Here is a 12,994-nt window from a genome sequence, read left to right on the forward strand (position 1 = left end):
ACCAGTATAGCGAGCGACAGGGCTTGACCGCCGCCCGCGATCCGCCGTCAGATGTGCTTGGGCAACTCCATCGTCACCCGCGTGTACGCCACCCGGAACCCAGCCCGCTGCTGGTTGCGCTCCGACGTGCCGCCGGGTGAGGCCTCGATCACCGCAAGGTCACACCCGGCCTCGACGGCCAACTGCAGCCGCGTGCGGAGCAACGCCGTCTGTACTCCCTTGTTGCGGAACGCCGGAAGCGTGGCGTCCCCGTTGAGCATCGCTGCACCATCGCCGATCACCAGCATCCCGGTGCCGGCGGGCTGCCCGTCCACGTAGCCGACGAGATGCATCGCATCGCGCCTCAGGGCGATCGCCCGCGCGAGCGCCATATCCTCATCGGTCACCGCACCGTCCTTGAACCCGCGCGCCTCCAACTCCGCCCAGAGCTCCCGGTCCCCGGCGCTCATCGCCTGACGCACCGTCACCAACGGTCCGTCCGGACCGACGGGCCCGCACGAGTGGTCGATGCCGTCCTCCCCATCGCCGAGTCGCTGCAGCAGTACGGTCTCGAATCCCGTCGCAACGAAGCCATACGTGGCCAGCCAGCGCATCAGGGAGGCATCCGCATACGGACACACATCGATCCGCGCCTGTTCATCACGCTCGGCGAAGAAGGCGATGAGCGCCGCTACCTCCTCCTGCTCGACCGGACCGCTCATGCCGAGACCGAACGCGGAGTTCACGATGTTCCCATGGGAGTACCAGAAGGCTCCCCCACCGCCGACCCTGAAGGTGGTGGCCTCAGGGTAGATGGCGCTCGCGCGTGCCTCGTCCACATATCGCGCAAGATCGGACACGCCTACCGCCTCGACGCGGCGAACAAGGTCCGACTCGATCAGCAGATCCTGTGTCATGCGGCCTCCTCCGGCGCTGGTCGCACCTCGACCCCGTCGGAGCGTGGCGGCTCGACCGGCCGCAGCACGAACACTGCCGCAACGATGAACACCCCGAGCGACGCGAGCGCCCACGTGCGTCCAAGACCCATCCCGTCGGCCACCAGCGCCCACATGAACGGGCCGAGCACCGTTGCGAAGCGGCCGACGATCGCGTACAGGCCGAAGAACTCGCCGAGTTTCGCCGGAGGCGACAGTTGCGTCATGAGCACGCGGTCCGCCGCCCAGGCGCCGCCGATGCCGGCGCCGCCGCCGACCGCCACAAGCCAACCGACAGCCTGCACGCCGCTCACCGCCGCGATGATGGCCGCAGCCAATCCCACCAGTTGCGACCCGAGCGCGGCCATGAGCAGACGCTTGGAGCCGTACCGGTCGGCGAGCCGCCCCGCCACCATCGCGCCGAGCCCTGCGCAGGTGATGCCCAGGAGCGCGAGGCGGTCGGTCTGTGCGTCGGTGAAACCGAGCTCCATCTTCGCGAACACCGCGTTGAACAGGAAGACCGTGTTGATGGCATCCGTGTACAGGAACCGCCCGATGAGGAACCTCACCACACCCTTGTGTTGCGCCGCACTCTTCCACGCGTCGCCCATCGCAATGAACACGGATCCAAGACCGGGCGGCATCCCCGGAAGCCGGGGCCGCGGACGCTCACGGATCCATACGAACGCCGGTAGCGCGAACACGAGGAACGCCACAGCAAGCGCCCGGAACACGGCGGCGTATCCTGCCCTTGGCAGCAGGTAGACGCCGATGCCCAGAGCGAGGGCTGAACCGATGTAGCCGATCGCCACTCCGATACCCGAGACGAGTCCTCGCGTCCGCTCGGTGCTGACATCGGGAAGCAGCGCGTCGTAGACGAGGGCTCCCAGGTGGAATCCCACCGTGCCTATCGCGTAGAACACGAGCGAGGGCACGACCCCCCATGTGGCCAGGAGCGCCGTGGCAGCGACGCAGACGAGCGTGGAGACAGCCAGGTAGGGGACGCGCCGACCCCGGTGGTCGGTGAGGGCGCCGAGCCACGGACCCAGCACGATGACCGCGACCATGGCCGGGATGATGGCCGCACTCAGCATCCAGTCGGAGCCGCCGCGGTGCTCGACGAGCCACAGACCGAAGTACCTGCTGCCGACGCCGAGCGCGAACGTCGTGTTGGCGAGATCGTAAAGGACCCATGCCGCCACGCTCCTGCGTGCGGGTGTCCAGCCCGACCCCTGCCCGTGTGCGTCCATCAGCCTCCCGCCCGTGTGCCGTCGTGGGAAGTGTAGCGTATCGGCCCCGCACAGAACGCGGGGGCGGCGATGAAGGCCGCTCGGGAGGGAACATAGAGAGTACGGACCTGACGACGGATACGAGGAGGTGCGGATGATGGAAGCCATCGACCGGTGGCGCGAAGCCGTTCCGGAGGAGTCGCGCGTTGAGACCGGGCTCGCAGCGGGGTTCGTGGCTGGCGGCCTTCTTGCCGCAGCAGTCATGCTTATGAGCAAGCGCCGCGGGTTCTTCGCGTGGGCGATCCCCGGCGCCATCTTCGCCGTGGGCGCCGTCCTGCTGTCGGATGTCGTGATCGATGTCCGCGCGGAGCGGATCATGGAAGCCGAGGACCTCATCCACCACGAGCTCGCCTCGCTCGATCCACTTGCGAGAGCGCAGGTGCTGAAGTCGGTGGGCGAGCGCGAAGTGGACGCGGTGCTGGGAGACTGACGCGGTACGGCACAGACGAACGCCCGGTCTCAGGCAGGCCGGGCGTTCGTCTGTGCGCTATTGGTCTCAGAATAGAGGTGTCCCGAGAAACCTCACCAGCGAGACCCACTACTCCGCGACTTCCCGTTTCACACCGTTGGGGCCTGCAAGGCTCTGACCAGCTTTCGCGAAGCCATCCGCCTACACACCCCGCCGGCAGCTACTGGTACGCCGCTTTTGGCGGTTCGCCCGGTTCGACCTCTCGGGACGACCCCACTCTACGACACCTGCTCGGTCGCTGCAAGCGAATTTCGCACGATTGCAGAGATTGCCGCCGAACGGTCGTTCTGTAGCCCCGAATGGCACATAGAGGATGCTGAACGGCTTCTCCTGGGTCCGAACGGACCACTACACACGTGTCGGGGCGTTCGCTTCTCCCTCGACCCCCTCGGCAACGAGTTCGATCACGGCGTCAAGAGCGGCCACAGCCTTCGCGAGGGCCACCAACTCAGTGCCATCGATGTCTGGATGCGCCACCCTTGTGCGGATCTCCGACACGATGGAGGCATGTGCCTCCAGCAACGTGTCCAGATGCTCGGGCGTGCGGAACGTGGCGTGCTGCAGATCAGAAGGCGCTCCTCTCGCCTGCGACTCCGGATCCCGCCCCCGTGCGTCGTGCTGATACATGTCCATGACACCACTCCCCTGGATCGGCGGCCGTCCAGCCGCACTACTCCTGGCCCCTGACAGGACCCTAGCAGGGGGGTATGACACGGACGCCGCAGCGTACTCAGCCGAGGAGGCGCAGGAGGACCTCGTTCACGACGGCCGGATTGCCCTGGCCGCGCATCTCGCGCATGACCTGGCCCACGAAGAACCCTATGACTGCGGTCTTGCCCGCGCGATAGCTGGCCACTTCGTCCGGATGCGCCGCAAGCACCGCCTCGGCGACCGTTTCGATCGCGCCGGTATCCGAGACCTGCTTCATCCCACGCGCTTCGACGATCGCGCCAGGCGCGTCACCGGTCCCGGCGGCCTCGGCGAAGACCTGCTTGGCCTGCTTGCCGCTGATGGCCCCGTCCTCGACGAGCCCGATGAGCTCGGCCAGCATCGCTGGCGTCACACGCGCCTCGCCGATGGCGATCCCCGCGGCATTCAGGTGCGCCGTCAGGTCACCGAGCATCCAGTTGGCCACCTGCTTGGCGCGGTCGGCGCCGGCGATCTCCACGGCGGCGTCGAAGTAGCAGCCCGTCGCGGTATCCGCGGCGAGCATCGTCGCGTCGGCCTTGGGTAGGACGTACTCGGCCATGTACCGGTCGCGGCGCGCGTCGGGCAGCTCAGGCAACCGCGCCGCCAGCGACGCGATCCACTGGGGCTCGAAGCTGAACGGCACCATGTCTGGCTCGGGGAAGTACCGGTAGTCGTGCGCCTCTTCCTTGCTGCGCAGGCCGCTCGTGCGGCGCGCGGTTGCGTCCCAGTGGCGCGTCTCCTGGACCACGGCCTCCCCGGCGTCCAGCAGGTCCGCCTGACGCACGATCTCGTAGGCGAGCGCGTCGTGGAGCGCCTTGAACGAGTTCATGTTCTTGATCTCGGTCTTGGTGCCGAACTCGGCCCGGCCGCGCGGCCTGATCGACACGTTGCCGTCCACGCGCATGGAGCCTTCCTCCATGCTGCAGTCGCTCACACCGAGCGCGAGCCAGATGCTCCGCAGCTTCTGGGCAAAGCGCCGCGCCTCCTCCGGCGTGCGGATATCGGGCTCGCTCACGAGCTCCATGAGCGGCGTGCCAGCGCGGTTGAAGTCCACAAGCGAGTGCGTGGCGCCAGCGATGCGGCCTTCCGAGCCGCCCACGTGCACCATCTTGCCCGTGTCCTCCTCGAGGTGGATCCGCGTGATGCCGATCGGCACGCGATAGCCACCGTCCTCGGCCACAGGCGTCGGACCGTCGGCCGCAACGCCGCCGCCCAGGTCCAGCCGCTCGGCCACACCCGGCCCGTCGACCTCGACATCGATCACGCCACCCGAGCAGAACGGCAGGTCGTACTGGGAGATCTGGTAATCCTTGGGCATGTCGGGATAGAAGTACTGCTTGCGGTGGAACTGGCTCCAGAGCGCGATATCGCACTCGGTGGCGAGCCCGGCCAGAACCGTCCACTCGATGGCCGCCTCGTTGGGCACCGGCAGTGCGCCGGGCATGCCGAGGCACACCGGGCACACCCGCGTATTGGGCTCGCCGCCGAAAGCGACCGGGCATCCGCAGAACATCTTCGTGTCCGCGGCGGTGATCTCGGTATGGATCTCGAGACCGATGACGGCCTCGTAGCGTTCGAGCACGTCGAGCAGACGGTCTTTCGGCAAGACGGGACTCCCCTCATGGGTGCGAGATGTGCGGCGTACGGCTCCGATTCTACCTGAGCGGACCGACGTCTGGCCCATACGACGCGGCAGGCCGGCCACCAAGGACCGACCTGCCGCGTCCGAGCGCTGAGAGAATCGGCGTCACCAGAGGAGAGCGCGCGCCGAAGCACGGACCGGTCCGGTGAGAACCTGCGCTCCGCCCAGGTATCTGATCTCGTAGATCATGTCCTTGTGCTCCGAGAGCACCGCGCCCGCATCCGGACTGAGGCTGGTGCCGCGCGTGAGAAGCACCGGGCAGCAGTCGTTGCCCTGCAGCACCCCGCCGGCGAGCGCGTCGGGGAAGTCCTCGCCTGTCGTGAGCGCCGGGCGCGACATCAGCATGCCGAGACCATCGAAGCCCACCGTTGCGACCTCCGCGGACGTCGCATAGCGGTTGGGACCCCAGATGCGCATGAAGCCCATGAACGGCGATGCGTCGAGCGTGTCGGCCACCCCCGTGCTCACGACCGCCGTGCCTCCGATGATGTAGCCGTGGTTCGACGGATTGCCGCCCCAGTCGTTACGGATCATGGCGTCAGCCACATCACCCGGAAGGGCGTCCGTGGGCGTGAGGTAGATCGGCCAGCCGTTCGCCGCCGCTATCGGTGCGGCCGACAAGGCGTCGGGGAAGTCGGCGCCCGTGCACACGAACGCGGTCCCGTCGTAGAGAGAGCCGCGCATCGCCTTCACCTCGGCCGCGATCTCGATGGCGGTCTCGTAGCGGTCGGCGCCGTCGAGCCGCGTGGCGATGTCCATGGAGGTGAGCGCCTTGGCGGCCTTCAGCACGTCATCGCTCACCGCCGCGGTACCGCCGAGGACGTAGACCCGCTTCGGGGCGAGCCGCGTGATCTCGGCTGCAACCGCCGAAGGCAACGCGTCCGGAGGCGTGAGCAGCAGCGGGCCCTGGACCGTGCCGGCCAATGCGGTGCCCCCGAGGGCGTCGGGCCAGTTGAACGCGGTGGCCAAGACCACGATGTCGACACTTCCATCCACCGGATACGCCATCCGTGAGGCCTCCACCGCCGTCAGGAAGCGATCCGCTCCCGCCACCTCGGTCTCCTCGGTAGCCACCGCAACGCTCCACTTGGAGATGCGGTGGTTCGCCGTGTCGGCGATGTAGACCGTCCGGTCGGGACCGAGGGCGATGCCACGCGGATGCGAGACCTGCACGTCACCGGAGCCGAAGGAGGCGAAGACCCGCTCCGTCCCTCCTGCGGCATCGAACACCTGGACGCGGTGCCCGTCGGTCTCCACCACGAACGACCGGCCGACGGGGTCGACCGCCACGCTCGCAGGCGTCAGGAAGTCACCGTACGCGATGCCGTGGCCACCCCAGCTGAGCACCGGCACGAGCGGATCCCCATCGTAGACGACCACCGACTCGGTCAGGCCGCCCATCGTCCCGGTGGTGGTGTGGATCAGCCCGTCCTCCGAGACGTCGATACCGGTGGTGGGGGTGCCCTCGGGAAGCCATGTCCCGCACCCGTCTCCGTACGTGTTCCAGATCTGGAGGTTGCCGAGCAGCGTGTCCGTAAGATACACATGACCGTCAAGCGAAGCCCCGAGACCCACGGGGGCGTCGATGGTCGTTCAACTCGCCGCCTCGTCGAACGGCGGACTCGGATTCGCAAGCAGCGCCTGATAACGGTTGACCAGCCCCCCGTTGCCCATCTGCCCCACGTACACGTTCCCCCAGCGGTCGCACGCGAGCGACCTCGGCGATGAGAGCGGCTGCCCCGCCCATCCCACCGACGTCTTGCCAAGGAACGCGCCGTCGGGATCGAAGACCTGCACTCGCCGGTCCGCGGGATCCGACACACCGGTCACGTAGACGTGGCCCCACTTGTCCACCTCGACGTCCAGCGGACCGCTGAACTGCCCGTCGAGCGCGCCCTCGCTACCCCAGTTCCGTTCCCAGGTCACACCCGTAACCGGCACCGCGACGGCCCCGGGGGCAGGCATCACCGCGAACATGACCGTGGTGGAAAGGAACGACAGTGCCAGAAGGCGAAGCGATCGCTTCATGACGCACCCCCATGCCCAGGCGCCCGCGCACGCGGGTGCACCCAACCCCTATGGGTGATGTACCCGCATCGCACATGCTCCAGGCACTGGAGCGCTACGTCGAACGTCCGGTTTCCCGGCGTCGCATCAGGCCAGCGCGCGCACCGTTGGCGGAACCGGATCGAAGCCCGTGGCCGCCTCGAACGCCGCAGCCGCACGCAGGATCGTCGTCTCGGCGAAGTGGTCGCCGATGATCTGCAGCCCGATCGGCAGTCCTGTCCCCGGACAGACTCCGCTTGGCACACTGATCGCGCAGTTCCCGGCAAGGTTCACCGGTATCGTGTACACATCGTTGAGGTACATCGTGAACGGATCAGACTTCTCGCCGAAGGTGAACGCCACCTCAGGCGTGGTGGGGGTGAGAAGCACGTCGAAGCGCTCGAACGCCGAGCGGAAGTCCTCGATGATCCGTGTCCGGGCCTTCTGCGCCTGCCCGTAGTAGGCATCGTAGTAGCCCGCCGACAACGCATACGTGCCGAGCATGATCCTGCGGATGGTCTCCGGACCGAACCCTTCGGCGCGTGAACGCGCGTAGAGGTCCGTCACGTCCTCCGCATCGGGAACGCGCAGACCGTACCGGATGCCGTCGAAGCGAGCGAGGTTGGATGAGGCCTCTGCCGGCCCGATCACGTAGTATGCGGACAGCCCGTGCTTCGCACTCGGCAGATCCACCTCTCCCACCTCGGCGCCGAGCGAAGCGAAGGTCTCCGCGGCGGCCGCGACGCTCGCACGTATCTCCCGGCCGCAGCCGTCCATCTCGAGCATGTCGGTGACGAGACCCACGCGGAGTCCGGCAACGCCCCCCTCGAGGAGAGACCCGTACGGAACGACCGGCTCCGGTGACGACGTGGCGTCCATGGGGTCTTCGCCGGCGATCGCCTCGAGCGCCAGTGCCACGTCCTCCACCGACGTGCCGAACGGTCCGATCTGGTCGAGCGAAGAGCCGAACGCCACGATGCCGTAGCGGCTGACGCGTCCGTACGTGGGCTTCAGGGCAACGGTCCCGGTGAGCGCGCCGGGCTGCCTGATCGAGCCGCCCGTGTCGCTGCCGAGAGAGATGCTGGTCATCCCTGCCGCCACGCACGCGGCGCTCCCGCCCGAGGAGCCCCCGGGCACGCGATCCAGGTCCCATGGGTTGCGTGTGGGCCCGAACGCCGAGTTCTCGGTCGACGAGCCGAACGCGAACTCGTCCATGTTGCACTTCCCAATGGGAAGCGCGCCCGCGTCGAGCAGGCGCCTGACGGCCGTGCAATCGTACACGCTCTCGTAGGTCTCGAGCATGCGGCTCCCGCAGGTCGTACGCGTACCGAGCAGGTTCATGTTGTCTTTGAGGCCCGCGGGCACACCAGCGAGCGGCGGGAGCGGATTCCCGGCGGCGCGGGCGGCGTCGACACGCTCGGCCGCCTCGTACGCCAGCTCCGGCGTGAGCTGCAGGAACGCGTGCACGCGGTCATCCAGCGCCTCGACGCGTGCGTACGCGGCGTCCACCACCTCGCGTGCGGAGTGATCGCCAGCGACGATCCCATCACGGACCTGCCGCGCACTGAGAGCCGAGAGGTCGAGGGTGCTCATGAAGCATCCTCCCCGCCCGTGATCGCGGGCACCACGAAGGCGGTACCGTCAGTCTCCGGCGCGTTCCTGAGCGCGTCCTCGCGCGAAAGGCCCGGCCGCACCACGTCAGCGCGCGTCCTGTTGGTCATCGCAAGCGGATGCGCGGTCGGCTCGACCCCCTCGAGGTCCAGTCTCCGCAACTCGTCGATATGGCCCAGCAGCGAATCGAGCTCGGCCGTCAGCGTATCCACCTGCTCGTTCGTCAGCGCCAGACGGGCAAGCATCGCTACGTGACAGACATCCGACTCGGTGATCGCCATACGGGGAGCCTCCTGTAGGTGGTACGCAACCGCACGGGCTGCGGTGATGAACGCGTCCCATCATACCCGAGCCAGCCACATGGAAGAACGCCCGGCGGTCCGTATCGGGACCACCCGGGCGTTCGGCACTGCAAGCGCACCACGACGCAGTGAGATCGATGTGTTACCGCCCCGCGAGGATCCTGTCGGCACGCCCCGCTTCCGACGGGTACAGGTCCGACGGTACGCCGTCGCGGCCCAGCACCACGAAGACCATGTGCCGCGCGCACTTCATGTTGTCGGCGTTCGGTCCCGAGCAGTACTGCTTCTTCACCAGCTCGGCTGTCGAGGGCATGTTGCTCATCTGGTCATGAAAGAACGGGCACTTGGGCAGGCATTCGCAGTCGGCCATCGGGGTCCCCCCTGTCGGTCTCGGCTCAGACATTCCGGCTGACCCTTAGTATACGGGAATACCCCGATTACCCCAAGCAAAATCAGAGGTCGTCTTCACCTCTTCCAGCACCCGGCCCTCCACGCACGATCGTGCTCGCCGGCACGCCGGTGATGCCTTTCACCCGGTAGACCTCCGCCGGGTACAGGTCGTCCGGCACATCGCCGAGACCCACCTTCACGGCCACGATCCGCCGGGCACACCGCGTGTTGTCGGCCCACTCGCCCTCGCAGTACCGCTGTCTGAGCATGAGCGACATCGAGGGCATCTTCGCCAGTCGGTCGTGGAAGAACGCGCACGTGACGAGATGCTCGCACTCCGTCATGACGGCCACCCCCCTGGAGAGCAAGGACACTCCATAAGCTATATCCCCGTCAGGCGGCGCCCGACACCAGGAACACGGCAGCCACGGTGATAGCGTTGTAGAGCGCATGGAGCGCGATCGGCGGCCACAGGCTGTCGGTCCGCTCGGCCAGCCACCCCAAGACCACACCGAGCACGAACATCGGGAACAGCAGCCACCAACTGCGGTGGAAAGCCGCGAACAGCGCCGCCTGAAGGACGATCCCGGGCCACATGCCCGCTCGCGCCGCGATGCCCTCCTGCAGCGCGCCCCGGAACACCGCCTCTTCCACCACGGGACCCACGAGCACCACCATGAGGATCGCCAGGACGAGGCCCACCTCGTCGTTGCCGAAGAGCGTCAGCATGTCGGTGCCCGAGCGCGGGAGCAGCCCGATCTCACGTGTGACGTAGGCGTACGCCGAGGCCACCGAACGCGTGAGGGCGAGACCGCCGATCACCAGGCCGACCGAGACGGCCACACCGCGGAACGTCCGCGACTCATGCCGGAGGCCGAGCGCGGCCAGAACGTCCCCTCCCCTTCGTCGCACAAGCCAGACGATCACCCCGATCTGCGCGGCGTAGTAGAGCGCAAGGACCGACACCCGCAACGGCAATCGGGCGCCCGGCCCGAGCGTCTCGACCCACCCGATGCTCGACAGCGCCTCCTTCACCATGAACATCGAGAAGGTGACCGATAGCATCGCCGCCGCCTCGAGAAGCGTCCACTGGAAACCGCCGCGCGACCCGCCCCTGGAAGTTCGCTTCACGGCGGCCGCCTCTTTCCGCGCGGCCGTCTCCTTCCGGGCCTGGGCGCTCCTCGCGCGCGGCGTGCCTGATGCCGTTGCTGTCGCGCCGCTTCTCTTGCGCGGCGCGGGCTCCGGGCGCGACCGCTCCCCGCCCGCACCGGCGGTCCGCTGTTCCGGCCTCGACACGATCGCGCGACGAGGGCATGCCTTCGCGCAGGCGCCGCACCCGTCGCACCGCTTCCAGTCGACCTGCAGGTACGTCCTGCCCACCCGGAGAGCGTCATGCGGGCAGACGGCGAGACACGCGCCGCAACGGTCGCACGCGCGTGGGTTGAGCGAGAGCGGTGGCCTCTGCTTCACGACGCCCGCACCCGGTCACATCGTCGGGCGAGAGGCGACATCACGTGGCGTCCCCCGGTATCGCGCCGTCTTCCAGCGTCTCCATCAACTCGTCTTCTGATAGCACCCGCACACCGAGGCGAAGCGCATCGTCGTACTTGCTGCCCGGGTCGGCACCCACGACGACGTAGGACGTCTTCTTGCTGACGCTGCCGCTCACCTTGGCTCCGAGCTCCTTGAGCGCCGCGGTCGCGTCAGCCCGCGTGAGGCGATCCAGTGCGCCGGTCAGCACCCAGGTGGTTCCCGCAAGCGTCTGCTCGCGCCGCGGACCCGTGCCCTCATCCGCCGTCCTCACGCCGGCCGCCTTCAACCGCTCCACGATATCCATGTTGGCGGGGTTGTCCGCGAACGCGCGCACCGACCCGGCGATCGCCGGACCCACCTGATCCACCGCCGCGAGGTCATCCTCCGACGCGCCGAGCAGTGCATCGAGCGTCCCGAACGCACCGGCAAGCGCCTCGGCCACCGTCGTGCCCACGTGCCGTATCCCGAGGCCGAAGACGAGCCGCTTCAGAGGCCGGTCCTTGCTCGCTTCGATGCTCGCGATCAGCTTCCGCGCGACCGTCTCACCCAACAGCACCGGCGAGCCGTCCTTCTTGACCCTCCCGAGATCGAGAGACGCAAGGTCCTCGAAGCTGAGCGAGTAGTAGTCGGCGACGTCGTGCAGCAGTCCGTGCTCCACGAGCCGCGAGATGATCTCGGTGCCCATGCCGTCGATGTCGAGCGCACCCCGCGACGCCCAATGGCCGAGGCGCTCGAGCCGCTGTGCGGGACAGCCGGCGTTGGTGCACCGGGGCACCACCTCGCCCTCTTCGCGCCACACTTCATGACCGCAGCTCGGGCACGTGGCAGGCATGCGCCACACACGCTCGGTCCCGTCGCGAAGGCGCTCCACGGGGCCCACGACCTCGGGAATCACGTCTCCGGCCTTTCGAACGATGATGGTGTCCCCGATGCGCACACCCTTGCGGCGCACCTCGTCCTCGTTGTGGAGCGTGGCACGAGCGATGGTGGAACCCGCCACGAGCACGGGATCGAACTCGGCTACCGGTGTGAGGGCTCCCGTGCGGCCCACCTGTACACGGATGTCGCGCAGAACGGTAGTCTTCTCCTCGGGAGGGAACTTGAAGGCGATGGCCCAGCGCGGCGCCTTGCTCGTGAACCCCAACTCAGACTGCAGGGCGAAGGAGTCCACCTTCACGACGACGCCGTCGATCTCGTAGGGGAGGTCGCCCCTGCGCTCGACAGCGGCCCGGCAGAACGCGCGCACCTCTTCCGCCGATCCGCACAGCTCGATGTCCGGGTTGACCCGGAAGCCTGCGTCGCGGAGCCACTCAAGAGCCTCGCTCTGCCCCGAGAGACCCAGTCGGCGCGGATCGACCACCTGGTACATGAACGTGGCGAGATCACGTGAGGCGGTGACGGCCGGGTCCTTCTGACGAACAGCGCCGGCGGCGGCATTGCGGGGATTGGCATAGGGCTGCAGTCCGGCGTCCTCCTGCTCGGCGTTGAGACGCTCGAAGCTGCGCTTCGGCATATAGACCTCGCCCCGCACCTCAAGGCGGTCGATGGCCGAGGTCACGCCACCCGTCGCCGCCTCGGCTTCGGCTGCCTGCCGAGGAACAAGGCGCAGGGGCACATCCTTGATCGTGCGGACGTTCGCCGTGACGTCCTCGCCGGTGGTGCCGTCGCCTCGTGTCGCCGCGCGGAGGAGGGCCCCGTCCTCGTACGTGAGTGCGAGCGAGCTGCCGTCGATCTTCAGCTCGCACATGAAGGCGACGTCCGTGCCCCCTGTCTCGCGGCCCACACGCTCGAGCCACGCGTCGAGCTCGTCCAGGTCCATGGCGTTGTCCAGCGAGTACATCCGCTCGGCATGCTCCACGGGCGCGAACGCCTCCAGCGGCGGCGCCCCTACGCGCTGCGTGGGTGAGTCGGGGGTGACGAGCTGCGGATACGCGTCTTCGATCGCCTCGAGCTCACGTACCAGGCCGTCGTATGCGGCATCGGATATCTCGGGAGCGTCGAGCGCATAGTAGCGCCACGCGTGACGCCGGATCTCCTCGCGAAGCCTCTCCGCGCGCTGAGCCGCCTGTTCAGGAGAGTCCGGGACCGGCAGGTCGCTGGCCGTCATC

The 12,994-nt window shown here is 68.0% G+C and carries 13 protein-coding genes and 1 pseudogene; 1 reads left to right on the forward strand and 13 read right to left on the reverse strand.

Features of this window, described 5'->3' with window-relative positions; all coding sequences use genetic code 11:
* Positions 1 to 47: 47 nt before the first annotated feature.
* The gene (locus MSB02_RS08375; RefSeq protein ID WP_267194784.1) at positions 48 to 896 is read right to left on the reverse strand and encodes a GNAT family N-acetyltransferase; all 849 of its coding nucleotides are present in this window, start codon (positions 894 to 896) and stop codon (positions 48 to 50) included.
* A complete protein-coding gene (locus MSB02_RS08380) occupies positions 893 to 2,164 on the reverse strand; it encodes an MFS transporter (protein WP_267194785.1) in 1,272 nt (423 codons plus the stop codon). Before MSB02_RS08380 ends, MSB02_RS08375 begins: the two co-directional genes overlap by 4 nt.
* Positions 2,165 to 2,297: 133 nt before the next feature.
* Between MSB02_RS08380 and MSB02_RS08385 the strand changes: the two genes are divergently transcribed.
* A complete protein-coding gene (locus MSB02_RS08385; protein ID WP_267194786.1) occupies positions 2,298 to 2,633 on the forward strand; it encodes a hypothetical protein in 336 nt (111 codons plus the stop codon).
* A 387-nt stretch (positions 2,634 to 3,020) separates the two neighbouring features.
* On the opposite strand, the gene MSB02_RS08390 is transcribed toward MSB02_RS08385, so the two are convergent.
* From MSB02_RS08390 to ligA, 11 genes and pseudogenes are all read right to left on the reverse strand, one after another.
* Positions 3,021 to 3,305 carry a hypothetical protein gene (locus MSB02_RS08390; protein WP_267194787.1) on the reverse strand — a complete coding sequence of 95 codons (285 nt, stop codon included), beginning with the start codon at positions 3,303 to 3,305 and terminating at the stop codon, positions 3,021 to 3,023.
* Between the two features lie 97 nt (positions 3,306 to 3,402).
* Positions 3,403 to 4,968: an Asp-tRNA(Asn)/Glu-tRNA(Gln) amidotransferase subunit GatB gene (gatB, locus tag MSB02_RS08395; protein ID WP_267194788.1), complete on the reverse strand. Its 1,566-nt coding sequence runs from the start codon at positions 4,966 to 4,968 to the stop codon at positions 3,403 to 3,405.
* A 141-nt stretch (positions 4,969 to 5,109) separates the two neighbouring features.
* A complete protein-coding gene (locus MSB02_RS08400; RefSeq protein ID WP_267194789.1) occupies positions 5,110 to 6,579 on the reverse strand; it encodes a cell wall-binding repeat-containing protein in 1,470 nt (489 codons plus the stop codon).
* Positions 6,580 to 6,597: 18 nt separating this feature from the next.
* Positions 6,598 to 7,032, reverse strand: coding sequence for an NHL repeat-containing protein (locus MSB02_RS08405; RefSeq protein WP_267194790.1), 435 nt, complete (start codon positions 7,030 to 7,032; stop codon positions 6,598 to 6,600).
* A gap of 126 nt (positions 7,033 to 7,158) precedes the next feature.
* Positions 7,159 to 8,643, reverse strand: a complete 1,485-nt coding sequence (gatA, locus tag MSB02_RS08410; protein ID WP_267194791.1) for an Asp-tRNA(Asn)/Glu-tRNA(Gln) amidotransferase subunit GatA — start codon at positions 8,641 to 8,643, stop codon at positions 7,159 to 7,161.
* Positions 8,640 to 8,942 carry an Asp-tRNA(Asn)/Glu-tRNA(Gln) amidotransferase subunit GatC gene (gatC, locus tag MSB02_RS08415; RefSeq protein WP_267194792.1) on the reverse strand — a complete coding sequence of 101 codons (303 nt, stop codon included), beginning with the start codon at positions 8,940 to 8,942 and terminating at the stop codon, positions 8,640 to 8,642. Before gatC ends, gatA begins: the two co-directional genes overlap by 4 nt.
* Before the next feature lie 163 nt (positions 8,943 to 9,105).
* Positions 9,106 to 9,333 (reverse strand): hypothetical protein, encoded by a 228-nt coding sequence (locus tag MSB02_RS08420; RefSeq protein WP_267194793.1) that lies wholly within the window; start codon positions 9,331 to 9,333, stop codon positions 9,106 to 9,108.
* Between the two features lie 82 nt (positions 9,334 to 9,415).
* The gene (locus tag MSB02_RS08425) at positions 9,416 to 9,721 is read right to left on the reverse strand and encodes a hypothetical protein (RefSeq protein ID WP_267194794.1); all 306 of its coding nucleotides are present in this window, start codon (positions 9,719 to 9,721) and stop codon (positions 9,416 to 9,418) included.
* Between the two features lie 25 nt (positions 9,722 to 9,746).
* The gene (locus tag MSB02_RS08430; protein ID WP_267194795.1) at positions 9,747 to 10,484 is read right to left on the reverse strand and encodes a CPBP family intramembrane glutamic endopeptidase; all 738 of its coding nucleotides are present in this window, start codon (positions 10,482 to 10,484) and stop codon (positions 9,747 to 9,749) included.
* A gap of 171 nt (positions 10,485 to 10,655) precedes the next feature.
* A pseudogene (locus tag MSB02_RS10610) lies at positions 10,656 to 10,823 on the reverse strand (4Fe-4S binding protein); the annotation flags it as partial.
* Positions 10,824 to 10,863: 40 nt separating this feature from the next.
* Positions 10,864 to 12,993 (reverse strand): NAD-dependent DNA ligase LigA, encoded by a 2,130-nt coding sequence (ligA, locus tag MSB02_RS08435; RefSeq protein ID WP_267194796.1) that lies wholly within the window; start codon positions 12,991 to 12,993, stop codon positions 10,864 to 10,866.
* Position 12,994 lies beyond the last annotated feature (1 nt).

It is taken from the genome of Anaerosoma tenue (assembly GCF_023161965.1).
Classification (GTDB): domain Bacteria; phylum Actinomycetota; class Coriobacteriia; order Anaerosomatales; family Anaerosomataceae; genus Anaerosoma; species Anaerosoma tenue.

What these genes read in the sequence shown, in the direction of transcription:
- ligA (WP_267194796.1), bottom strand. Translation starts at nt 12,993, where the DNA reads ATGACGGCCAGCGACCTGCCGGTCCCGGACTCTCCTGAACAGGCGGCT.
- MSB02_RS08390 (WP_267194787.1), bottom strand. Translation starts at nt 3,305, where the DNA reads ATGGACATGTATCAGCACGACGCACGGGGGCGGGATCCGGAGTCGCAG.
- MSB02_RS08380 (WP_267194785.1), bottom strand. Translation starts at nt 2,164, where the DNA reads ATGGACGCACACGGGCAGGGGTCGGGCTGGACACCCGCACGCAGGAGC.
- MSB02_RS08385 (WP_267194786.1), top strand. Translation starts at nt 2,298, where the DNA reads ATGATGGAAGCCATCGACCGGTGGCGCGAAGCCGTTCCGGAGGAGTCG.
- gatC (WP_267194792.1), bottom strand. Translation starts at nt 8,942, where the DNA reads ATGGCGATCACCGAGTCGGATGTCTGTCACGTAGCGATGCTTGCCCGT.
- MSB02_RS08405 (WP_267194790.1), bottom strand. Translation starts at nt 7,032, where the DNA reads ATGAAGCGATCGCTTCGCCTTCTGGCACTGTCGTTCCTTTCCACCACG.
- gatA (WP_267194791.1), bottom strand. Translation starts at nt 8,643, where the DNA reads ATGAGCACCCTCGACCTCTCGGCTCTCAGTGCGCGGCAGGTCCGTGAT.
- MSB02_RS08375 (WP_267194784.1), bottom strand. Translation starts at nt 896, where the DNA reads ATGACACAGGATCTGCTGATCGAGTCGGACCTTGTTCGCCGCGTCGAG.
- MSB02_RS08420 (WP_267194793.1), bottom strand. Translation starts at nt 9,333, where the DNA reads ATGGCCGACTGCGAATGCCTGCCCAAGTGCCCGTTCTTTCATGACCAG.